This is a genomic window from Leucobacter komagatae (assembly GCF_006716085.1).
Lineage (GTDB): Bacteria > Actinomycetota > Actinomycetes > Actinomycetales > Microbacteriaceae > Leucobacter > Leucobacter komagatae.
Window position 1 is genome coordinate 1,106,464 of record NZ_VFON01000001.1, and the last position, 21,608, is coordinate 1,128,071.

The 21,608-nt window shown below is 66.8% G+C and carries 15 protein-coding genes and 2 tRNA genes; 6 read left to right on the forward strand and 11 right to left on the reverse strand.

What is annotated here, in order from left to right; genetic code table 11:
* Positions 1 to 26: 26 nt before the first annotated feature.
* Positions 27 to 2,024, reverse strand: coding sequence for a hypothetical protein (locus tag FB468_RS05150; protein ID WP_141886390.1), 1,998 nt, complete (start codon positions 2,022 to 2,024; stop codon positions 27 to 29).
* Between the two features lie 140 nt (positions 2,025 to 2,164).
* Here FB468_RS05150 and FB468_RS05155 point away from each other — a divergent pair.
* Positions 2,165 to 2,238 (forward strand) — tRNA-Met (locus FB468_RS05155).
* 197 nt (positions 2,239 to 2,435) lie between these two features.
* Positions 2,436 to 2,512 (forward strand) — tRNA-Met (locus FB468_RS05160).
* A 117-nt stretch (positions 2,513 to 2,629) separates the two neighbouring features.
* Here the strand turns inward: FB468_RS05160 and FB468_RS05165 are convergent.
* The 5 genes from FB468_RS05165 to FB468_RS05185 form a co-directional block, all read right to left on the reverse strand.
* On the reverse strand, positions 2,630 to 3,781 hold the full coding sequence (locus FB468_RS05165; protein WP_141885937.1) for an IS1249 family transposase: 1,152 nt from the start codon (positions 3,779 to 3,781) through the stop codon (positions 2,630 to 2,632).
* Positions 3,782 to 3,892: 111 nt separating this feature from the next.
* On the reverse strand, positions 3,893 to 4,612 hold the full coding sequence (locus tag FB468_RS05170; RefSeq protein WP_141886391.1) for a DUF6508 domain-containing protein: 720 nt from the start codon (positions 4,610 to 4,612) through the stop codon (positions 3,893 to 3,895).
* A 253-nt stretch (positions 4,613 to 4,865) separates the two neighbouring features.
* Positions 4,866 to 5,657 (reverse strand): sulfite exporter TauE/SafE family protein, encoded by a 792-nt coding sequence (locus tag FB468_RS05175; protein ID WP_141886392.1) that lies wholly within the window; start codon positions 5,655 to 5,657, stop codon positions 4,866 to 4,868.
* Between the two features lie 94 nt (positions 5,658 to 5,751).
* Positions 5,752 to 7,302: a gamma-glutamyltransferase family protein gene (locus FB468_RS05180; protein WP_141886393.1), complete on the reverse strand. Its 1,551-nt coding sequence runs from the start codon at positions 7,300 to 7,302 to the stop codon at positions 5,752 to 5,754.
* The gene (locus FB468_RS05185) at positions 7,299 to 8,054 is read right to left on the reverse strand and encodes a FadR/GntR family transcriptional regulator (protein ID WP_141886394.1); all 756 of its coding nucleotides are present in this window, start codon (positions 8,052 to 8,054) and stop codon (positions 7,299 to 7,301) included. The genes FB468_RS05180 and FB468_RS05185 overlap by 4 nt, the downstream gene beginning before the upstream one ends.
* Positions 8,055 to 8,340: 286 nt before the next feature.
* Here FB468_RS05185 and FB468_RS05190 point away from each other — a divergent pair, with 286 nt between their 5' ends.
* Positions 8,341 to 9,834 (forward strand): peptide MFS transporter, encoded by a 1,494-nt coding sequence (locus tag FB468_RS05190; RefSeq protein ID WP_170219631.1) that lies wholly within the window; start codon positions 8,341 to 8,343, stop codon positions 9,832 to 9,834.
* Positions 9,835 to 10,086: 252 nt separating this feature from the next.
* On the opposite strand, the gene FB468_RS05195 is transcribed toward FB468_RS05190, so the two are convergent.
* Positions 10,087 to 13,212, reverse strand: a complete 3,126-nt coding sequence (locus FB468_RS05195) for a UPF0182 family membrane protein (protein WP_281290266.1) — start codon at positions 13,210 to 13,212, stop codon at positions 10,087 to 10,089.
* A 155-nt stretch (positions 13,213 to 13,367) separates the two neighbouring features.
* Here FB468_RS05195 and FB468_RS05200 point away from each other — a divergent pair, with 155 nt between their 5' ends.
* The gene (locus FB468_RS05200; protein WP_246055764.1) at positions 13,368 to 14,798 is read left to right on the forward strand and encodes a zinc-dependent metalloprotease; all 1,431 of its coding nucleotides are present in this window, start codon (positions 13,368 to 13,370) and stop codon (positions 14,796 to 14,798) included.
* 136 nt (positions 14,799 to 14,934) lie between these two features.
* Positions 14,935 to 15,966, forward strand: a complete 1,032-nt coding sequence (locus FB468_RS05205; protein ID WP_141886397.1) for a hypothetical protein — start codon at positions 14,935 to 14,937, stop codon at positions 15,964 to 15,966.
* Here the strand turns inward: FB468_RS05205 and FB468_RS05210 are convergent.
* Positions 15,863 to 17,584 carry an ATP-dependent helicase gene (locus tag FB468_RS05210; RefSeq protein ID WP_141886398.1) on the reverse strand — a complete coding sequence of 574 codons (1,722 nt, stop codon included), beginning with the start codon at positions 17,582 to 17,584 and terminating at the stop codon, positions 15,863 to 15,865. The genes FB468_RS05205 and FB468_RS05210 overlap by 104 nt on opposite strands.
* Entirely contained in the window at positions 17,581 to 18,516 is a 936-nt protein-coding gene (gene nudC, locus FB468_RS05215; protein ID WP_141886399.1) for an NAD(+) diphosphatase, read from the reverse strand. The genes FB468_RS05210 and nudC overlap by 4 nt, the downstream gene beginning before the upstream one ends.
* A gap of 113 nt (positions 18,517 to 18,629) precedes the next feature.
* On the opposite strand from nudC, the gene FB468_RS05220 reads away from it, so the two are divergent.
* On the forward strand, positions 18,630 to 19,832 hold the full coding sequence (locus FB468_RS05220) for a phosphotransferase (protein ID WP_141886400.1): 1,203 nt from the start codon (positions 18,630 to 18,632) through the stop codon (positions 19,830 to 19,832).
* A gap of 107 nt (positions 19,833 to 19,939) precedes the next feature.
* Here the strand turns inward: FB468_RS05220 and FB468_RS05225 are convergent, their stop codons facing one another.
* Both FB468_RS05225 and FB468_RS05230 read right to left on the reverse strand, forming a co-directional pair.
* The gene (locus tag FB468_RS05225; RefSeq protein ID WP_141886401.1) at positions 19,940 to 20,200 is read right to left on the reverse strand and encodes a hypothetical protein; all 261 of its coding nucleotides are present in this window, start codon (positions 20,198 to 20,200) and stop codon (positions 19,940 to 19,942) included.
* Between the two features lie 106 nt (positions 20,201 to 20,306).
* Complete coding sequence (locus tag FB468_RS05230; protein WP_141886402.1) at positions 20,307 to 21,476, reverse strand: Cmx/CmrA family chloramphenicol efflux MFS transporter; 1,170 nt, start codon at positions 21,474 to 21,476, stop codon at positions 20,307 to 20,309.
* Positions 21,477 to 21,608 lie beyond the last annotated feature (132 nt).

A 21,608-nucleotide genomic window follows, 5' to 3' on the forward strand; every position in this document is an offset into this window, starting at 1 on the left:
CGATGACTCAAGCATTCCGTCTAATCCTATGAATTTGATTTGGAAAGCCTCCAGAATGACTGCAGATGAGTCAGATTCGTTGCGCTCCGACGTCGCAGAGCAACTATTCCCAAGAGCAGGCCTCCCAGCCCGGACGCCCCAGCACCGAGCATCGCGGCGAGCCCCTCGCCGGCTGACCTCGGGCTCACAGACGCGCCAGTTCGGGCAAGGTCAGCGGGTTTCGGAAGCAGCTCAGCCGTCTCAGACGGTACCCCGAAGTCGTCGCACGTCTCCCGGAGCATCCCCCGGTGCTCCTCCGGTTGATCCTTAGCATCGATGCACGCACGCGCGGTCACCCACCCCGCCGCACCCCGGGGTACGGCAAAGGGTTTGGCCGCGACCCATTCCTGCTCCGACGCAAGCGGCACCACGACTGAGCCCAGTGCTTCTGCCTCGGCCGGCACCGTCGGCTGCTGCAGCGGGCGTCCCTCGGTGCGATAGAAGGTGATACGAACGTTCGCTGGGATGCGATCCCCCGCGTCATCGCGCACCCAGACCCCGCTCTGAGCCGTCGCGCGGACCATGTCTTCGACCCACCTATCGTCGTAGGCGAGTGAGTTGTTCACCAACCGTGTCTCAAGCTGAAGGTCTGTCGCGACGACCTGCCGCTCCTCAAACACCGCGAACCGGTCGGCAAACACCGCACCAGGCTCAAAGAAGCCCGCGCCCCGTACTTCAGGTGACTGCAACTCCTCGCGAATGCGCCAGACCCAGTAGTAGTAACCCGAGCCCGGGCTCGAGATCGAAAGCTCGGCGCGATACTCCCCCGGCCCACGATCGATGCTCAGCGAACTCTCGCCAGCTACGGGCGCGCCCTCGGGGGCCTCCGCCTGCTCCGCCTGCGGCTCCTCGAACGGGCCGTACAGCGTCCCGTCAGCGACAAGCGGGAGGTACTCGGGCTCGTCTGGCTCGCCCCGCGTCGGCCACTCCCCCGTCGCCACGTCAACGGCCACTGTGTCTTCGAACACCCCGTCCTCGCGCAACACGAATGGATCTGCGACCTGCGTTGAGATCTCGGGCGCGAACTCCCGGTCGAACGCGTGGGCAATCTCACCGAACCCGCCGCCGTGCTCACCAAGAACGGGCTTCACCCCCGCCCCGATGCGCTGCTCGGTCTCTCGCGACGCGGGGTGCAAGACCAGCTCAGCGGGCCACCACTTCTCGGGCAGCGACCACCGCCCGGTGACTCGCACCGTCGTCGTGCGGCTCCACTCGGGCTCGTTCGGAAGCGCGACCCACCCGACTGAACCGGCCGCTGCACTGTCAAGCGCGACTGCGGTCGACCCGTCAGCGAAGGTGCCACCAACGATCCGCAGTTCCGTCGTCCCCGCGGGGTACAGCACGTCACCGGCGCCCGGCTCGACCCCCTCGGCGAACGCGAGCGCGCCCTTTGGGGCGACGTTTCCCGGGGCGAGCGCCGATGTTCGGGCCTCTGCCGCGAGCCGTTTGCCCGCGTCGACGTGCGACTGGCCGCCGTTCTGCCCGAACATCCGATACTTCGCGTCGAGCCACTCGGCGTTTCCCGGCTCGCGCCGGATCTCCCAGAGAGCGACCTGCACGGCGACAGCCTTGGCGGCATCGGCGCGCTCGCCGTGTTCAGCGAGCAGCCAGTTCATCTGCCGCATCTGGTCACTCGTCGTCGGTGACGTGCGCACCGTCCCTTTCCACCCCCAAGCATCATCGATCGCTATGGAATACCCGGGGAGGGATGAGACGCGAGTCGGGCGAAGTTGCGCGCTCACGGGGGCGTCTGCGCCCGGTTCAAGGCAGTATGCGCGGGCGCCGTCCGTGGTCGTGAACGCGCCGACGTGGTACCCGGCGAACGAGAGCATGCCCTCGAAGCTTGCACCCTGAGCCGCGGGCACAGCGCCGGCGAGGATGATCGGGAGCGCGACGGCCAGCGCCGCCCAACGCCGCCGGCGCCGACCGCGACGAGCGACGCCCCCTGGCGCGTTGGAAGATGGAACGAAGAAGGTTGAAAACATGCGTGGACCTTTCGGCTCATGGACTCAATGAGCCGCCAGACTGCCGCAGTTCCAACCGTCGCCGGGTCCGCTCTCCACAGCCCTGCAGCCGAGCACGATTCGCGTGTTCACCAAAATGATGCTAAAGTTAATTCTTGTGCCGCGGGGTGGAGCAGTTCGGTAGCTCGCCGGGCTCATAACCCGGAGGTCGTAGGTTCAAATCCTGCCCCCGCAACCGTGAGGAAGGCCCCTGATTAGGAATTCGTTCCGAATCAGGGGCCTTTCGCTTTCCCTCAACGCCGCCTGTGAGCGACGCTCCGCCGAACCCTCGTCTGACCGCTACGTGAACCCGGGCAAAGCGGGGCGCAACACGCCCCGGCAACCGGCCGATTCGTGCACCGCCCCCGCTCGGCCCTAAGCTTAGAAGTACGCCGCGGGGTGGAGCAGTTCGGTAGCTCGCCGGGCTCATAACCCGGAGGTCGTAGGTTCAAATCCTGCCCCCGCAACCAAGAGTCGCACTGCGGCGAAAACCCCCTGATCATTGATCAGGGGGTTTTACGTTGTGAGCAAGGCCCGTCGGGCCGTCGACGGCCTATAGGACAAAAGTGTGTAAACCGTTGGGCGTGTCAGGTCCGCCCTCCCCATCCTTTGCGTAGCCAGAGGCCTTCGCTGGCGTCAAGGCCGGTGCCGTAGAGCTCGGGGCTCGGGTCTGGTTCCGTGAACCGGGGGCGTGGGTTCACTGGCGGGTTGATCACTTCGTGCGTGATGAACGAGTGCGCGGTCTGGAGCAGTCCTGCTTGTTTTAGAGCGAACCATTCCGCGACGCGTTTCTGATGGACGGTGGGCATTCCGCGATGGAATCGGAGGAGTGTTTTCAGGACCGAGTTGAAGGCTCCCTCGAGGCCGCTCGTGGTTCTGGGGATATCGATCTGAACGAAAGTGAACAGGTGTCCGCGGCGTTGGATCTCGGTGAGGAGCCGGTACGCCTTCCGAAGCCGGTCGTGGGTGTACCACCACTGTTTCCCGGTGGGTGAGTCCCATGACCCGTCCTTGAGTCTGCGCCTCGCGTACGAGCGTTCACGAGTGAGGCGTCCGTAGATCGAATGCCAGGCGTTCAACCGCTTGAGCCAGCCGAGAGCGTCCTCTGGCGTTTGTACTTGTGAAAGCTGTTTTGTGAGCGCGAGGAGCGTCTGCCCAGCAACGGTGCGGGGTCTCCAGGTGAGATGGGTGCGTATGTTCATCAGGACGTGGAAGATGCAACGCTGCACGCGCGTATCCGGCCACACTGTTTTGAGTGCCGCGTTCAGGCCTGGCCCGCCATCACACACCACCACGAGTGGGGCAGGGATCTGCGCGAACAACGCACCCCACGCGGCCTGGGTTTCGGTCGAGCACCACTGGAACGCGAGCGGGGTGAGGTCCTCATCGAGCGCGACCAGGAGACACCATCCACCAACGTACGTTCCGTCCACGATCACGCACCTCGGCGGTATCGTCACGGTCGGGAGCGTTGGCCTGATTTGCCAGCACCATTCGATCTCCCGGCGGAAGGTTCGGTCTGAGACTCGTTCCGCGGCTTCGGCTTGTGAGTCCTTGCCCAGGAGCCAGGACAGGAACCGGTCGAGGGTGTGCCGGCGGGTGAGGTCTGCCCGTTTCCTGGTTGAGGAGCTGCCGCAGTTCAGGCATCTCCAGCGCCTGGTTCCCGCGCTCGTGAAACCGTTCTTCACGAGCGCGTTGCCGCATACCAGACAGGTGGACGAGTTGGTTGTTTTCGGCACGGTTAATGGTGCCGGGGTATAGCGAACCTCGTACTACGGCATGCTGGTGCGGGTAGATCGGGATTCGTTACACACTTTTTGTCCTATAGCCCCCGTCGACAGCAACGCCATCTACGCGACGTAGAAGAACGTGAAGAACACCGCGAACCCGACGAATACCGCGAACGGCAGGCCCAGAGACATCACCAACGTGGCGATAGCGGCGCCCCTGCGCTCGCGCCTGGCGAGGGAGACGATCGAGAGAACGACGCCCCCGCCCAACGCGACGAGCAGCCCGATCGCCCAGCCGGCCCCTGGAATAACGTTCGACGCCGTGCCGACATAGGTGAGAAGCAGAGATCCCAGGAACACGAGCAACCCCGCGCGACCCATGACCGGTTTTGCCCGGCTCCCTGCAGGCTCGCCGTGCACGTTGGGCTCGCTTTCACGCGCGCCAAGACTTGGTGCACGCTCGACAAGCTGCGCTGTCCCGCCCTCCAGCTCAACGGCCCGGCGGAGCCCCTGCAGCACCCTACCGTCCTTCACAAAGCCGTCGATCGCGCCATCGCAAAATCTCTCGCTTCGCTGCACCCACGTGAGGAACGTGGAAAGCTGCGAACGAGTCATCCCGGGTACGCTCAGCTCTCGTACTTCGTCAACGCGGTCGGTGTAGTTGTAATCGGTTCCGACCAGCTCCAACGCTCCCCAGAGCGCTTCCAAGAGACGGCGGTCATAGTTGGGATACGGCACCGTGTGTACCCCCGGTTCGGCTTCCTTCGAGGGCGTCCATTCAACAACGTAGCCGTTCTCAAGTAGCTCGATGCCGGTGACAATGCGTTGCCGAGCTTCCATCCGATCCCCTGATCTCTCTCATGCTGATGCTGCCTTGGCCAGCCCCCACATACTTCCCGGTGCCACTGACAGCCGCATCGAGCGTCTGGCGACTCCCCCGAGGCCGTCGGTCCAAATCCTACCCCCGCAACCAAGAGTCGCACTGCGGCGAAACCCCCTGATCATCGGTCAGGGGGTTTTGCGTTGTGTGCAAGGCTCGTCGGGCCGTCGACAGCGGGGCCGGGGCCGAGAGACGGCCCGGCGTCTCGGCGCCCTACTCCTTCTTCGCGCGCAGCGTCTTGAACAGCATCTGCCCGAGCACGAACGCGAGCAGCAGCGAGAACGCGACGTTCGACGCGAACGGCGTGATCTTCGTCGCGAACACCGACCCGAGCGGCGAGAGCACGCTCGCCGCGATGCCGAGCACAAGGGCGCTGCGCAGGTCGACGTTGTTCCGCTTAAAGTTGCCAAGGGTGCCCGAGATCGAGCCCGGAATGAGCATGATGAGCGACGTGCCCTTCGCGACGAGGTCGTTCGAGCCGAAGAAGAACATCAGCGCAGGCACGACGATGACGCCGCCGCCGACGCCGAGCAGGCCCGAGAGCACCCCAGTGACGAGGCCGAGGGCGACGAGCCCGATGCCGACCGCAACCGTCATGTCGATCTGCGCCTCGCGCTGCGGCACCACGAACCACAGGCTGACGACGACGCCGAGCAGGAACACCATGAAGAGCCAGCGGAGGAAGCCGGTGGGCACCTTCGCAAGAAGGTAGCTGCCGATCTGCGCGCCGACCACGATGCCGACAGCGAGCAAGATCGCCGCGATCCAGTCGACGTTACCCTGCACCGCATACCCAATGCTGCCAACGACCGCCGCCGGGAGGATCGCGGCGACCGAGGTCCCAGCCGCGAGCCGCTGCTGGTAGCCGAGGAAGATGGTGAGGAGCGGAACGAGCACGACGCCTCCCCCGATCCCGAACAGACCGGAGAGGATTCCGGTGAGCGCGCCGAAGAGCGCGAGCACGAGGATCGAGGGGCGAGGTGCAGTGAGGTCAGGTGAAGTCATCAGGGTCTTTCGGTGCGTTGCGCGAGCGTGACCGCTCGCTGGAGAATCGCGGGGCGATGAGGAGATGGGATGGGGATCGCGAGATCCGGATCAGCTACCCTGCCCCGAGTACGACGACCGCCGAGCCATCGGAACGGGGGTCGCTCGCGGCCGTGTAGCCGGTGGTGCCGTCTGGCAATCGGTCAATGCGCACCACGTTTGAGTGGCCGAGCGATTCGTCTCGCGACGGCACCGTGACGAGCGCGAACCCGGCGGCACCGATCGCGGCCTTCGCCACGTCTGAGACGTCAACCTCGGCGACCACGCTCGCGGGGTTGTCGCCGGTCACCTCTTCGACCATCCAGCGCGGCGCGTGGGTCGCGGCTTCGGGATCCTCACCCGCGAGCATCCGCTGCAAAAGGTGCGTGTGCACCTGCGGCTGCGCGGCTCCGCCCATCGTCGCCGGGACGTAGCGCAGCTCGTCGCCTTCTAGCACCATGACGGGCATGAGCGTGTGGCGCGGGCGCTTGCCCGGCGCGAACGCGTTGGGTGACGCGGGGTCGAGCGAGAACGAGGTGCCACGGTTCTGGAAAATGATGCCGGTGTCGGGCTCAAGAATGTAAGAGCCGAAGTCCCAGTACACCGAGTTGATGAATGACACCGCCCAGCCGTCGGCGCTCACCGCGGAGAACCCAACGGTATCGCCGCTCGCCTTCGCGTCACCGGCGATCGGGCGGTCGGGCGCCGCCGCCGCAACGAGCTCTTCACCCGTGGCACCGTCGAAGGTGGGGTCTGAGAGCAGCTGTGTACGCACGAGGTTGCTCTCGTAGAACGCGCGGGCGAGCTCGCCGGCGCCCGCGCCGAGCGGGTCTGCTATCTCGGCGGTGATCGCGTTGAGCGCGCGCAAGAACATGAACCCGGAGGTGTTCGGGGGCCCGGTGAGCACCCGCAGGCCGCGGAATGTCGTCTCGATCGGGGCATCCCAGAACGGCCGGTAGGCCGCAGTGTCATCGAGGGTGATCTTCGATCCGCGGCGGGCGAGACCCGCGACCCAGCTGCGCGCGAGGTCGCCAGTGTAAAACGCGTCCGGCCCGCCCGCGGCGAGTTGCTCGAGCGAGGCCGCAAGGGCGGGCTGCGTGAGCCGCTCCCCCTCGGCGAGCGGCTCGCCGCCCGGATAGAACACGGCGCTCGCGCCGGGATCCTTCGCGAACTCGGGCTGCGCCGCACGAAGCTCGCGGGCGACCGACCGTGAGTTCGGGAACCCGTCGCGCGCGAACCCGATCGCGGGCGCGAGATGCTCGGCCCAGCTGCGCGTCGCGCCCAGCTCGTGGAGGGCTTCCCAGCCGCGGATTCCACCCGGCACAGTGACGGTGTCGATGCCGCGGAGCGGAAGGGCGTCGCCGTGTGTCTCCCGGAGCGCCTCGAGCGTCTGGCCCGCTGGCGCCGTTCCCGTTGCGTTCAGGAAGCGGATCTCGCCGTCTGGGCTGCGCACGATGGCGACGAGATCGCCGCCGAGCGCGACGTTGTTCGGGTAGACGACGCAGAGCGTTGCGGCCGCCGTGATCGCGGCGTCGATCGCGTTTCCCCCTGCGCGGAGCACGGCGGCCCCGGCCTCAGTTGCGAGGTGGTGCGACGTCGAAATTGCGCCCAACGGTGCGGCTGTCATGCTGTGCTCTCCTGCTCCTGTGAGTGGGTGTCGTTTTTGCGGTCTTCTTTCTGGCCCGCGAGCGCGATCTGCTGCGCGATGTCGAGCACGTGAGCCCGAGCTTCGGTTTCGGCGAGGTCGCCGTCTCCCGCCGCGATGGCCTCGAAGATGCGCCGGTGCGCTGCGCTCGAGACCTGGCGGCGCTCGCGCGTCTGGTAGCGGCTACCGCGGCTCGGCGCGATCTGCTGCGCGATCTGCTCATTGATGAGTTCGAGCAGCGGGTTGTGGGTGTACTGGGCGATCGACTGGTGGAAGGCGCGATCGAGTTCGGCGTAGCGATCCTTCGTCGTGTCTTTCTCCATGGCCTCAACGAGCTCGCGCAGCTGGGCGATGTCTCGCGGGGTCGCCCGACCGGCCGTGATGCGCGCGATGGGCGGCTCGACGATGGCGCGGAGCTCCATAATGTCGCGGATTTCGGCTGCGGCCGAATTCACGGCGTCGCCGATCTGCTCGACGATGCCCGAGCGCTCCCCCGGGCTCAGCACGACCGTGCCGCGGCCCGGCTTCCGGTCGATCAGACCGCGGTTTTCGAGCTCGCGCAACGCCTCCCTGATGGAGACTCGTGAGACGCCCAGGTGTTCAGCGAGCGCGCGCTCCGGCGGCAAGCGATCGCCCGGGGCGAGCTCGCCATCGAGAATGAGGCGTTCAAGGTCGACCGAGAGGCGGTCTGGGAGCGACAGCGTTGTCGCCCGCTTCATGGATGTCCAGTCCATTCGCCACTCCTTTCGTCTGCGTGCGGGGTTCGGGTATCGGGGTCAGCTGGTGCGCCCACAGGGAGGCGGCCCCCTCGAAACTACCGTTTCGCGAGCTCGCCTCGCCGTAATTGACGGGGCGTCGCAAAGCAGGGTATATTTGCCACTCGTTCGAGGAAGTTGGTCTGACCAACAGTTCATTAACCCTACACCGAACACCCGCACATCCGATACCCGCAGCACCCAACCTGCGCGCTCGACACGAGTGGCAGGAGCGGCAGCTGCCCGTATGCCACATGGAGAATCAATGACGAAACCCCGCCAAGCCGACACCAGCACGCACCCGGGAACCGGAGTGACGAGCGCCCTCGGCATCGTGGTCGACGACGCGAAACCGAGCGGCCTGCTCACGCTCTCGGGCGTCGAGATGTGGGAGCGTTTCAGCTTCTACGGCCTCCAGGTACTCCTCGCGTACTACCTGTACTACTCGCTGACAGACGGCGGGCTCGAGCTCCCCCGCCCCGTCGCCCTCGGCATCGCCGGTTCCTACGGCGGGCTCGTCTACATTGCCCAGATCGTCGGCGCGTGGGTCGCAGACCGCGTGCTCGCCCCGCGATACGTCGTGCTGGTCGGCGGCTCGGCGATCCTTGCGGGCCACCTGCTACTCGCAATCGTTCCCGGCCTCCTCGGCCTCGTTGTCGGCCTCGCCCTCATCGTGATTGGTACGGGCGGCCTGAAAGTCAACACGACGATGATGGTCGGCGAGCTGTACCCGAATGGCGGCCCGCGCCGCGATGCCGGGTATTCGATCTACTACATGGGCATCACGATCGGTGCGTTCGCGGGCCCGCTCGTGACGGGCTGGCTCAACCAGGCGTGGGGCTTCCACGTCGCATTCGGCGCGGCAGCCGCTGGCATGGCTCTCGGCCTCGGGCAGTACATCTTCGGCATGCGCCGGCTCCCGGCGAGCACCGCGACCGTGCCGAACCCGCTGCCCGCCAGCGAGCGGACCCGCTGGATCATCATCACAATCGCGCTCATCGCAGCGATCGCGCTCGCGGTCGGATTCGGTCTCGTGCGGCCCGACAACATTAGCAACGTCGTCGCCCTCATCGTGCTCGTCGCAACGATCGGCCTCTTCACAATGCTGCTCACCAACAAGCAGGTCACGCGGCAGGAGCGGCGCGGGGTCGTCCGCTACGTTCCCATCTTCCTGATGAGCCTCGTGTTCTGGACGCTTCTCTTCCAGCTCTTCACCGCGTTCGCCGTCTTTGCTGACACGAAGATCAACCTCAACGTCGGCTCGGCGACCGTACCGCCGTCGCTCATCGTAACGCTCGAGAGCCTCGCCGTGGCCGGCATCACGGCGCTCCTCGCTGTGCTCTGGACCCGCAGCCGAGCGGCGCGCATGCGGCCCGTGACAAAGCTCGTGGTCGGAGTTATCGCGATGTCGGCCGGTGCCGCGGTGATTGTGCCTTTCGGGCTCGGAGCAGGCGTCACTATGCCTCTCGCGATCGCCCTGCTGGTCATGGTGTTCTTCGCGTTCGGAGAGTCGCTCTTCGCACCATCTGCCCTGTCATTCACGGCCGAGCTCGCGCCGAAGGCGGCCACCTCGCAGATGACCGCGCTGTACTTCCTCACCATGGCAGGCGGCTCGACGTTCGCGGGGTGGATCTCGCAGTCGTACCGCGAGGGCGCAGAGGCGCAGTACTTCGGAACGGTGGCGGTCGTGTCGCTCGCGCTGATCATCGCCCTCGGCGTGGTGCACAAGCTCGTAGACCGCGCGATGCTGAGCCGCTAGCGTTCCGCTGGCTCTAGCCTCAAGCTTTGCTCCCGCAGGGCCCGGGTCTTCCGACTCGGGCCCCTTTGCTGTGCCCGTGAGGTCGCTCAGGCAGTCAATAACCATGTGATCTGCAGTTCGCATGTCGTTTCGAGGCCCGGCAGCCAGAGGCATCGTCGATCACATACGGTGGGGGCCTGGGTGGGCCTAATTCCATGACCGAAGACACAAAAAGGGGTGCGGCCGTGGCCGCACCCCTTCTGTGTTCTGGCGTTAGTTCCCCGCAGCCAGCGCCCGCTCAAACGCCTCTTCGAGTCGCTTGTCAGCTTCGGCGAACTTCGTGAGATCGCCGTCCTTCATAGCGGCGGTTCGATCGTCGATCGCCTTCTTCATATCCTGCAGTGCCTGCTTCAGGGCGGGCGGCGTGCTGGAGCCGTCGCCCGGCTGCTGCGGTTCGCCGCCGGTACCGGGATCTGGCTCGACAGCGCCATCACCATCACCATCGCCATCGCCCGCGTTCGCCCCGGAGTTGCCCCCGAAGAGCTCGTCGAGCGCCTTGTCGAGGGTGTCCTCGAAGGCAATGTCGTCACCGAACGAGACGAGCACCTTCTGCAGCAGCGGGAACTTCGTGCCCGTCGACGCCTCGAGGTAGACCGGCTGCACGTACAGCAGGCCGCCACCAACGGGCAGGGTCAACAGGTTGCCGCTAATCACTCGCGTGCCGCCCTGGCGCAGCAGGTTCAGCTCCGTCGACACCTTCGGGTCGGTGTTGAAGCTGTTCTGCACCTGGCCCGGCGCGGGAATGGTGTTGCTCTTCGGCAGGGTGAGGAGCTTGAGCGTTCCATAGTCCTCAGACACCTTGCCAGCCTCGGAACCCGCGTTCGAGTTCGCCGCGAGATACCCGGTGAGGATATCGCGAGCGGTCTCACCGCGGGCGTCGGGGATGTACGTCGAGTAGATCGAGTACGTCGGGTCCGCGCCCTTGCCCGCCGACAGCGTCAGGTAGTACGGCGGCTGCGCCGGGTTGCGCTCGTTCTCGTTCGCGCTCGCTACCGGGTCGTCGGGCGTACGCCACGCGTCCTCAGCCGAGTAGAACGCCCCGGAGTCGGTCACGTGGTACTTGCTCAGCACCTCGCGCTGCACCTTGAACATGTCGGTTGGGTAGCGCACGTGGCTGAGCAGCTCGCCGCTCATGTCGTCGACGCTCTTGAGCGTGCCCGGGAAGATCTTGCTCCACGACTTCAGGAGCGGATCCTCGCTGTCCCAGGCGTAGAGGTCGACGCTGCCGTCGTAGGCGTCAACGGTTGCCTTCACCGAGTTGCGAATGTAGTTCACCGGCTTCGCGAGCATGCTCGCGCGCTGGTTGTCAGCGTCAACCGTCAGCGCGTTCATGTCGGTGATCTCGGAGTACGGGTACTGCGCAGAGGTCGTGTAGCCGTCGATGATCCACTTCAGCTTGCCATCCACCACCGACGCATACGGTGCGGCGTCGATCGTGAGGTAGGGCGCGACCTTCTGCACGCGCTCAACCGGGTTGCGGTCAAACAAGATCTGGGAGCCGTCGACGACGGCGCCAGAAAGGAGAATCTCGACGTCCTGGAACTTCAGCGCGAACATGATCTTCGCGAAGATGTTGTTGAGCGTCGGCCCGCCCTCGCCCTTGAACGTGGTGAGGTTCGCACGGCCGCCAACGGCAGCCTCAACGTCGCCCTCAGCGGCGTTCGGGTCACCCTCGGTTGCTCCCTCCGCGGGGGCTTCGGTGGCCGAGTCGTCCGCGGCAGCGGCGTCGTCCGCGGGCTGCTCGGCATCGGCCGCCTGCTCGCCCTCGGCCGCCTTATTATCGCCTGTCGTCTCTGCGTCGGCGTTGTCCTCAGCTGGGCTCGCGTCCTCGGCGTCTGCAGCTGGGGCTTCCGGCGTGCTCTCGATATCCGACGGGAAGTCGAGCTCAATCGACTTGTCGCGCTCGCCACCAACGATCGAGTACTCGGGCGAGTCCATACCGAAGTAGACGCGCGGCTCGAACTCGCCGAGGCGGCCGCTCGTGGGAATGCCGCTCTCGAGGAACACCGGCTCGCCTCCGGGCGAGCGCTGGTTGCCGTAGGCGGCGACGAGGCCGTAGCCGTGGGTGAAGACGAGGGTGCGGTTGTACCAGCTCTTCTGCCCCGAGATGTCGATGTCGCGGATGGCCGAGACGGTGTCTTCGACCTGGCCGTCAAGCTCGTAGCGGTCGACGTTCAGCGACTTCGGGAACTTGTAGTACTGCTTCGACTGCTCGAGCTGCGCGAAGGTTCGCGAAATAACCTCGGGGTCCATGATGCGGATGTTCGAGGTTGCGACGGCGTCGTTGCGTAGCGCGCCGGGCTCAGCGTCGGTGACCGCGTCGTAGCGCTCAACCTTGACCTCGTCGAGGCCGTAGGCCTTTCGCGTCGCATCGATGTTTCGCGAGATGTACTCAGACTCCATGCTCTGCTCGTCGGGCACGACGCGGAACTGCTGGATCGCCCATGGATATCCGACCCCGAGCACGAGGCTCGAGACGATGAGCAGCGCGGTGCCGATCACGGGGATGCGCCACTTGCCTGTCACCGCGGTCACGATGAACAGCACGGCAACGATCGCCGCGATGCCGGCGAGAATCTGCTTGCCCGGGATCGTCGCGTGCACGCTCGAGTACATGGCGCCCGTGGCGTAGCCCTCAGTGCTCGTCACGGTCGAGTACTGATCGAGCCAGAGGCTCACAGCCTGGATCGCGAGGTAGATCGTCGCGAGGATCGCGGTCTGGATGCGCGTCGACTTCGACACACGCACCTCGCGCTCGTTGAACGAGATACCGCCGTAGAGGTAGCTCGTCGCGGCGCCGACTAGCAGCGCGATGAGTACGACCGCCGAGGCGAACGCCGTCACCGACTGCCAGAGGGGCAGGTCAAAAAGGAAGAAGGAGATGTCGAAGCCGAACTGCGCGTCTTTTTCGCCAGCGGGTTCGGAGTTCCACCACAGCAGCACGGTGCGCCAGCTCGACGCGGCAGCGATGCCAGCGAAGATGCCGAGCACGGCGGGGAGCAGCCACTTTACGAGGCGCCGCAGGGGCTCAACCACCTCCTGGTAGCGGTCAAGCTGCGCGGTCAACCGTGCGTAGACGGGCCGCTTGCGGTAGGCAATGTCGATGGCGAGGAACACCGGGATCGACATCGCAAGGAAGCCGACGATGAACATGGCGCCTGCCGCGATCCACTGCGTCGCAAACACGGGCAGGTACCCGAGCTGGTTGAACCACAGGACCTCAGTCATCACTGACGAGACCGCGAGGAACGCGATAATCAGCGCTACCACGAGAACAATCGTGATTGCGAGCGGGGAAAGACGGCGCGATCGGGGGGCAGAAGTAGTCTGTTCGGTCACCCTCCAAGCGTAGCGTTTAGCCGCTGAAATTCCTGTGCGAGCCGCAATCGGGCGACACCTGTTCGCAGTGGGCGCAATGAAATGCCGCATCTCTCGGTGCCGTCACACCTCGCGTGCCGTAGCGTTATTCGTGTACGAGGCATGAGGAGAACGCCGTGAGCAACGACGATATGCAGCCAGACGGCCCCAACGACTCGTCGGGGCCAAACTTTGAGGAACTGCAGCGGATGCTGCAGAACATGCTGAGCGGTCAACAGGACGGCGAGCTTGATCCGAGCGTGCTCGCCAATGCTGCCGGCATCTCGGCAGACCCCGCGGTGCTGAACGCGCTGTTCTCGACGCTGCGCGGGGCGATGTCGAACCCGAGCGACAAGATTGACTGGTCGGTCGCGCGCCGCACCGCGCTCGATGCCGCTGGTGGCGAGACATCTGCGGATCCCGGTCCGGCGAACCGCGCCTTCCCACTCGCGTCACTGTGGCTCGATGAGGCGACCGAGCTCGGCCCGGTGTCTGACTCGCCGCGCACGGTCAACAGGATCGAGTGGGTTCAGCGGTCGATTGACACGTGGATCAGCCTGGCGGAGCCCGTCGCGGAGTCCGTTTCACAGGCGCTCATGAACTCGATGAGCACGCAGCTCCCCGAGGAGATGGCCGCAGCGTTGCAGCAGGCGACCCCAATGCTTCGAAGCGTCGGCGGCGCACTGTTCGCCGTGCAGCTCGGCTCGATCGTCGGGCAGCTCTCGGGCGAGGTCGTCTCGGCCGGCGACGTTGGGATCCCGCTCTTTGAGGGCCCGGGATTCGAGGGCGGGGCGCTCTTGCCGAGCGGCATTCAGAAGTTCGCGGAGGGCCTGGATCAGGATCTCGAGGCGGTCACCCTCTACCTCGCCGTGCGCGAGCTCGCGCACGCGCGGCTGTTCCGGCACACCAAGTGGCTGCGGCTGCACCTCCTTACGGCGATCACGGATTACGCGCGCGGGATCCATATCGATACCGACCGGATCGAGGAGCTGTCGCGCGATTTGGATCCGTCGCAACCGGAACAGATTCAGGAGATCCTCGCGAGCGGCGCGCTCATTCCGCCGAAGACCGCGTCGCAGGAGGCCGCTCACGAGCGCCTCGAGACGATGCTCGCGCTCATCGAGGGCTGGGTTGACATCGTGACCGAAGACGCGACGAGCCGCCTTCCGGGCGCGGGTGCGATCGCGGAGATGGTGCGCCGACGCCGCGCGACGGGCGGGCCAGGCGAACGTGCCTTCGCCGCGCTCGCGGGCCTGGAACTGCGCCCGCGCAGGCTCCGTGAGGCCGCCGCGATGTGGCGGGCTGTCGCTGACCGCGGTGGCATCGCCGCCCGCGACGGGCTCTGGTCACACCCCGACATCATGCCGACAGCTGAGGAGCTCGACGCTCCCGATCTGCTGCTCAGCCGAATCGGCCTGCTCGGCGACGGTGCGCCCGAAGCTGACCCATTTGACGATGAGCTGCGTAAGCTGCTGAGCAGCGAGCTGCCCTCGAACGACGGCGACACCGCGGCCGGCCACGGTGAGGCGCCTGAGGACGATTCCCCCGAGGACACGCCCAAGCAGTAGGTTCCCGGCCCGGGTGGCTGGAGCGCGGACCCCGCCGCCCGGGCCGCTTCGCGCACAGCCCTGACTGGCCCGGCCCTCCAGAGCCGGCACTGTGGAGAACGTCGCCCCGCGGTGCCCGCGGGGCGACACTGCTTGCATGCCTTCCACACTCCCACTCACACAGATCGCCCCCGACCATCCCGTCGTCTGGGAAAACGAGACGACCATTCGCGTCGGGTTCGACCGGGCGCTCGCGCGCGTCGCCGCGTCATCTCCAGCGAGCCAGGTCGTCATAGCGAAGCTCATCCGGGGCGCTACGAAGGCCGAGCTCGCAGAGAGCGGCACACGCGTCGTTGATCGCGTGCTCGCAGACCTCTCCCCCGTGCTCCGCTATACCGCTGTTGCCCAGGGCGGGGCTCGGCAGCGGCTCGCCGAGGGGGTAGGCGCCCAACACTCGGGCTCAGCCGGGTTCACCCCGGCCGCAGAGCTCCGGGCGTCGCCCAAGCTCCCCGCGCCACCAGCGCTCCAGGGCGCAGCAGGCACGCGGGTGCGCACCGCGGGTGTGCCGACGCTCACCGCGCGACTCTCGGACGACGGGCGCGAAGTACCCGGGCTGCGGGCGGCGCTCGAGGGGCCGGGCGCCTGCGACCTCAGACGAACGACGGCGCAGCCCGACCTCGTGATCGAGGTGCACCGGTTCCTCGAACCCCTCGGCCGCACCGCACGGTGGCTGCGCGCGGGCATACCGCACCTCATGCTCAGGTTTACCGACGACGCGGCTCGCATCGGCCCGCTCGTCGCGCCCGACGGGGCGCCGTGTCACGGCTGCGAGGGGCTGCACCTCACCGACGCTGACCCGGCACTTCCCGCGATCGCTTCGCAGCTGTACGGCACGGTTCCGAGTAGCGAGACACCCGAGGTCGCGCAGCTCACCGCCGCCGTCGCGGTGTACTTCCTCAGCGCCTGGCGGCGGCGCGAACGCTGGGTGCACGACCGGCAACTCGAGCTCCCGGTCGCTGGGGGCACGCTGTCAGCGTTCCCCAAGCTCACCCGAATTCGCACGCACACCGAGTGTGGCTGCGCGATCAGTGCCCGACCCCGGCCTCCGCCACAAATCGAGACGGCACGCGAGACACCCGGGCCGCGCTCGCGAACCCCGAGAGGAGCAGCACGTCGCGCGCACGAGTGAAGGCGACGTAGGCGAGCCGCCGTTCCTCCTCGATCGCCTGCTCGGTCTGCGCGTGAGAGATCGGAAAGATCCCTTCGCTCAGCCCGACGACGTGCACGAGCGGCCACTCGAGGCCCTTCGCGGCGTGCACCGCGCTCAGCGTCACGGCCTCCACCTTGGGCTCGTGCTGCGAGCGCTGGCGCGCGAGGAGCTCCTCACTGAACTTCACGATCGTCGTGCCGGCCGGCATCTCGTCGGCGAGCGAGAGGATCGAGTTGAGCGCCTCCCAGCGCTCGCGCTCCGCGGAGCCCTCGGGTGGCTTGGCTGACCACCCCACCTCCCGCAGCATGTCGCTCACGATCTGGAACAGTGGCCTATCGTCGCCTGCCTTCGCCTGGCCGCGGATGAGGAGGATCGCCCGTCGAACGTCGGCTCGGTCGTAGAACCGCTGCGCACCGTGTACACGGATCGGGATGCCTTCGCTCGCGAGCGCTTCCTCGATCCTCGCTGACTGCGCGTTGGTGCGGTACAGCACCGCGATGTCTGAGGCCGGGGTGCCGCTCGCGCGGGCCATCCTGATCGCCTGGGCGACGGCGCGCGCCTCGTCCTGCTCCGTTTGGAACCAGGAGAACTGCGGGGGCGTGGGTGTGACCCCCCGCGCTGACGCCGGAGCGCCGTCGCCTGTGCCCTCGACACCGCGCATGGGGCTGAGCTGCAGCGCGCCAGGCTTGTCGCGCATGAGCTTGTTCGCCCCGAGCACGATCGGCGGAGTCGACCGGTAGTTGCGTTCAAGCCGGAACTCGCGCGCGTTCGGGTACTCGGCGCCGAACCGTAGCAGGAACGAGCTCGATGCCCCGGCAAACGAGTAGATGGTCTGGCTCGCGTCGCCGACGACGCACAGGTCGTCGCGCGCGCCGAGCCAGAGCTTCAGCAGGTGGTGCTGGAGGGGCGAAACGTCTTGGAACTCGTCGACGGTGAAGAAGCGGTACTGTTCGCGAACCTGCAGCGCGGCGCGCGGCTCGACCTCGAGCATGCCGGAGAGCAGCACGAGCACATCCTCGAAGTCGATCTGCTTTCGCTCTTCGAGGAGCTTCGTGTATCCGTCGTGAATATCAATGAGCTTTTCGCTGTCTACCCCGGCGAGCGCTGGCCTGAGCGGGAGGTGCTGCGCGTACGCGTCGATACTCAGCAGCGACACCTTTCGCCACTCGATCTCGGCGGCAATGTCGCGAAGGGTCTCGGCGCCGAGCCGCAACCCCATCGATTCGACGGTCTGCGAGATCGCGGCAACCTTGCCGGGGAGCACCTGCGGCGCGTCTCCCCCGACGAACTGCGGCCAGAAATGGCTGAGCTGCGCGAGCGCCGCTCCGTGGAAGGTACGCGCTCGGACGCCGTCGGCGCCGAGCTCGCGCAGCCTCCCCTGCAGCTCGCCCGCGGCCTTCCGGGTGAAGGTCACCGCGAGCACGCGCTGCGGATCGTACGCGCCCGTTTTGACGCCGTAGGCGATGCGGTGGGTGATCGCGCGGGTCTTGCCCGTTCCCGCGCCCGCGAGCACGGAGACCGGCCCGCGAAGGGCCTCGGCGATCTGGCGCTGGTCGGGGTCGAGCGCGTCGAGGATGCCCCCGGCGTCGCCCGTCACGAGACGTCGCCCCGCGCCCAGCTGTCGAGCATCCAGCCGGCGATCGACAGGGCGCCGGGAAGGCCGAGCCCCGCGTGCGGTGAGCGCACTTCATCGCGGGTGAACCAGCGAAGCTCGGAGATCTCGGTGGGGTCTGCGATGAGCGCCTCGGGGTCTTGCCCCTCGGCGAGCTCGGCCCGGAACCCGAGCATGAGGGAGCGCGGGAACGGCCATGGCTGCGAAGCAACGTAGGTCACCTCGCCCACGCGCACCCCGGCCTCCTCGAACACCTCGCGCCGCACCGCGTTCTCAAGGGTCTCGCCAGCCTCAACGAACCCCGCGAGCAGCGAGAACCGCCCGGATTCCCAGAGCACGTTCGAGCCGAGCAGCACCCGGTCGCCGTGAGTAATCAGCACGATGACCGCGGGGTCCGTGCGCGGAAACAGCTCAGCACCGCCCGCGGTTCGCCGCGACCACCCGCCGTCGGCGACCTCGGTGGGCTCACCGTCGCGGGGCGAGAACGTGGCAGACTCGTGCCACCGCAGCACGGCGAGCGCCATCGTGACGAGCTCGCGCTCTGCCGGTTCGAGGTGCAGCGCCGCTTGGAAGGTGTGCCGCCAGCTCACGCCCGGCTCGGCAGCGGGTCCTGCGGGCCCCTCGGCACCCGCATCCCCTGCACCCTCGCTCGCTTCCGCGTTCGCGGCCACGGCAAACACGGGTGTTCCGTCGCGCCGCCCAAGGTACACCCGTTCAGACGCGGGCGTGGGCACCGCGGAGGTCGGCAGCAGCGCAAGGCCGCGGCTGGCTTCCGTCACGGGGATGTTGGGGCCACTCACGCGCAGCACGAGCGCGCCGGGAGCCGCCCAGGCCGCTTCGAGGGCTTCGGCCGAGCCGCGCGTCGGCGCGTCTCGATCGATCAGTCCCCCAGCCAATGGCACGCGTTCCACACTCATACATCGATCTTCTCAGACTTCTCGCGCTGCCCAACGCAGCTTTTGCTCAGAGACTCCTGTTCGGTGCGCGTGGCGCAGCGCATGATCCTCGCCCAGTGCCTACGCTAATTGGCATGGCGTCCCTCACCCTCACCCTCGCAGCGCTCGCAACATCGGCGGTGCCCGGCCTCGTCGCGGTCGCGGTGCGGCCGCACCACTCGGCGGGCGAGGAGTTCGCCGCCGCCGTGCTGACAACGCCAGACGACGAGGTCATCGTGAGCGTGCCGCGCACCCAGCAGGCCGAAACGCAGCAGTCGGCCGCGCTGCTCGGGCTCGCGGCCCTCACCGACGGCGCCCGCGCCGAGCTCCCGTTCGAGGTGCCGCGCTCGCTCGGCATGACGCGCGCCGGTGACACGCGCGCGGTCGCGACAACGTACCTTCCCGGCGCGCGATTTGATGTCTCGGATCTTGCGTCTGACGCGATCCTCATCGACTCGATTGCGGGGAGTCTCGCCGCGATCCATTCGCTCCCGCGGAGCGTCGCTCAGCAGGGCGGCCTCGTGGAGCGAACCGCTCGGGATCAGCGCCTGCTCGTGACCCGGCTCGTCGACCGGGCGCAGGCCACCCGCTATCTGCCCGAGACAGTGAATGCGCGCTGGAATGAGGTGCTGGAGGCGGCCGAGCTGTGGGACTTCGAGCCGCGCATGGTGCACGGTGCGTTCACGGCCGATGCGCTGCTCGTCGACGACGACCGCGTGGTCGGGGTGCTCGACTGGTCAGGGCTGTCTGTCGGTGACCCGGCGAGCGACCTGGCGTGGCTGCTCGAAGCCGGCGACGGAGTCTTCGACGCCGTGGTCTCGCGGTACGCGAAGCGCTCCGGCGTCGGGGATTCGGCCGCCCTGCGCGGCAGAGCGGCGCTCTACCACGAGCTCGAGATTGCGAAGTGGCTCTTGCACGGCGTCGACGCGCACGACAGCGAAGTTATCGACGACGCCGTCGGCATGCTTGACCGCCTCGTTGACCGGCTCAGCATTCTCGAGGCTCCCGTTCCCGGCCGCAACCCCATCAACGAAGCAGCCGCGATCGAACTGCTCGAGCAGACACCCGACGTGCCAGACAGGCTCTCGGAGACGGCCGCGTTCGAGGCCCTCGATGAGGATCGCATGTTCGGCTTCGACACCGACTTCATCGAGCCGCTCCCCAGTGACTCCAATTCGAGTGATGCTGAGGGAGACGACGCGGGTGACGCGCAAGACGAGCAGCTCACCGAGCCCGTTGACGAACTGTTGACCGAGCCGATCAGCGACGACGATCTCCCTGCTCGCCCGCGCGACTAGCTGCATGAGGCCAAGACATTGTTGACCCGTGATGGTGCCGCAGAACGGTAGCAAGCGCCGTTCTCGGTGATCATCCGCTCGACGTGGGTGATGCGGTGCGCGGCGAATCACTCGCGGGCCCGGTTCAGGAACGCGACGGCGGTGGTGGCCAGTTCGTTTTCGAGCGATTCCGTGTATGCCACGCGGGTGTGCCCGTCGATCGCGAAATGGAGGTAGCCGTACCTGGCTCGTGCTCCTCGGGTTCTACCCCGGGCAGCGGCACGAGCCTCGGGGCTGCCGCTGCCGTGCGCCCGCCCACCGTCGAGGTTGGATATGCGTCCGAAGTCCTCGACGTCGAGATCCACCATCTGCCCGGCATGCCTTGCCATGATCGTCTGGGGTTGCCGGATCGCCTCGCCGGGTGTCGCGCGTAGCTCCCGGATTGGAGTAGACGAGCGGTCAAGCAGGGCGAGTTCGCGTGGGCCACTTGGACACTTAGCTCTTGGCGGGTGCGATCAGCCGTAGAAGGGAAATGGTGAGCAGCAAGGCGGCTGCGGTCGTGATGACGGCCACCCATACGGGTCCGAGCGCGCCGGGTACCACGCCGAGCGCGGCAGCGGCCAGCACGGGACCGACTGCTGCGCCCACGTTGAGTGCCGCGGTCGCGTACGAGCCCGCCATGGTGGGCGCACCCGCTGCCGAATACAGCACTCGCGTAATCAGCGTGCTCCCGACAGCGAACCCCAACACACCCTGCGCGAAAACGAGCCCGAGCAGGGCAACGGGGTTCGTCGCGAAGAACGTCAACGCGATCCACCCGAGCAAAAGACCGCTTCCCCCGGCCACGATCACGATTCGAGGTCGGGCATCCGAGAGCCGTCCTGCAACAGTGACACCCATGAAGGAACCGACGCCGAAGAGCACAAGCGCCACCGACACCGACCACTGGCTCATGCCGGCGGTATCTGTAACGATCGGCGCGAGGAAGGTCAGCGTCGCAAAGGTGCCGGCATTCACCAGGGAAGCCACCATCATCGTTAGAACGAGGCGCGGAGAGGCAAGCTGCGCCAACTCCACCCGCAGCGAGGTCGAGGACGAATCCTCCCTTGACGTGTCGTCAGCTTGATTGGTGAAGCCCACGGCAATGCCGATCGCAGCGGGGGCACAGAGTAGAGCGATCGCCCAGAACGTCGATTGCCAGCCAAGTGCCGCACCAAGTAGAGCACCCGCCGGGACGCCGGCGACGGTTGCGACGGTGGTACCCGCCAGCAGAACCGCCACGGCCCGACCTTTAGCGTCGGGTGCCACGAGCTTCGTCGCCGCACCCAGCGCGACCGCCAAGAAGCCCGCATTGACAATCGCGGCGATCACACGCGTGATGAACAGAACACTGAACTCAGCGGTCAGCGCCCCGACGACATGTGCCGCCGCGAATACAAACACGCAACCCAAGAGTGTCGATTTCACAGGGAGGCGACGAGTGAGCGCGGCCATCGTAGGTGCGCCGATCACCATGCCTGCGGCAAACGCCGATGTCAGAAGACCAGCGGTTCCCACGGAGACATCGAAGTGTGAGGAGATGTCGGGCACGAGGCCGGCGAGCATGAACTCGGAAGTGCCCATGGCGAATACCACCAGGGCAAGAAGATAGAGAGCGAAAGGCATCGAGGTAGCTCCGAAGCGAGAGTACGAACAAGAGAACGTCTCGTCACAACGGTCAGCACCCAAAGGGCACCCGAATGTCGTGCTGCGCACACTCGGGCAGCAGAGAGCCGAGGGCTCAGCGAAGGTGAGGGG

Coding starts and splice junctions, on each gene's coding strand:
- FB468_RS05220 (WP_141886400.1), top strand. CDS start 18,630: ATGGCGTCCCTCACCCTCACCCTCGCAGCGCTCGCAACATCGGCGGTG.
- FB468_RS05150 (WP_141886390.1), bottom strand. CDS start 2,024: ATGTTTTCAACCTTCTTCGTTCCATCTTCCAACGCGCCAGGGGGCGTC.
- FB468_RS05225 (WP_141886401.1), bottom strand. CDS start 20,200: ATGGCAAGGCATGCCGGGCAGATGGTGGATCTCGACGTCGAGGACTTC.
- FB468_RS05205 (WP_141886397.1), top strand. CDS start 14,935: ATGCCTTCCACACTCCCACTCACACAGATCGCCCCCGACCATCCCGTC.
- FB468_RS05230 (WP_141886402.1), bottom strand. CDS start 21,476: ATGCCTTTCGCTCTCTATCTTCTTGCCCTGGTGGTATTCGCCATGGGC.
- FB468_RS05180 (WP_141886393.1), bottom strand. CDS start 7,302: ATGACAGCCGCACCGTTGGGCGCAATTTCGACGTCGCACCACCTCGCA.
- FB468_RS05185 (WP_141886394.1), bottom strand. CDS start 8,054: ATGGACTGGACATCCATGAAGCGGGCGACAACGCTGTCGCTCCCAGAC.
- FB468_RS05190 (WP_170219631.1), top strand. CDS start 8,341: ATGACGAAACCCCGCCAAGCCGACACCAGCACGCACCCGGGAACCGGA.
- FB468_RS05175 (WP_141886392.1), bottom strand. CDS start 5,657: ATGACTTCACCTGACCTCACTGCACCTCGCCCCTCGATCCTCGTGCTC.
- FB468_RS05170 (WP_141886391.1), bottom strand. CDS start 4,612: ATGGAAGCTCGGCAACGCATTGTCACCGGCATCGAGCTACTTGAGAAC.
- nudC (WP_141886399.1), bottom strand. CDS start 18,516: ATGAGTGTGGAACGCGTGCCATTGGCTGGGGGACTGATCGATCGAGAC.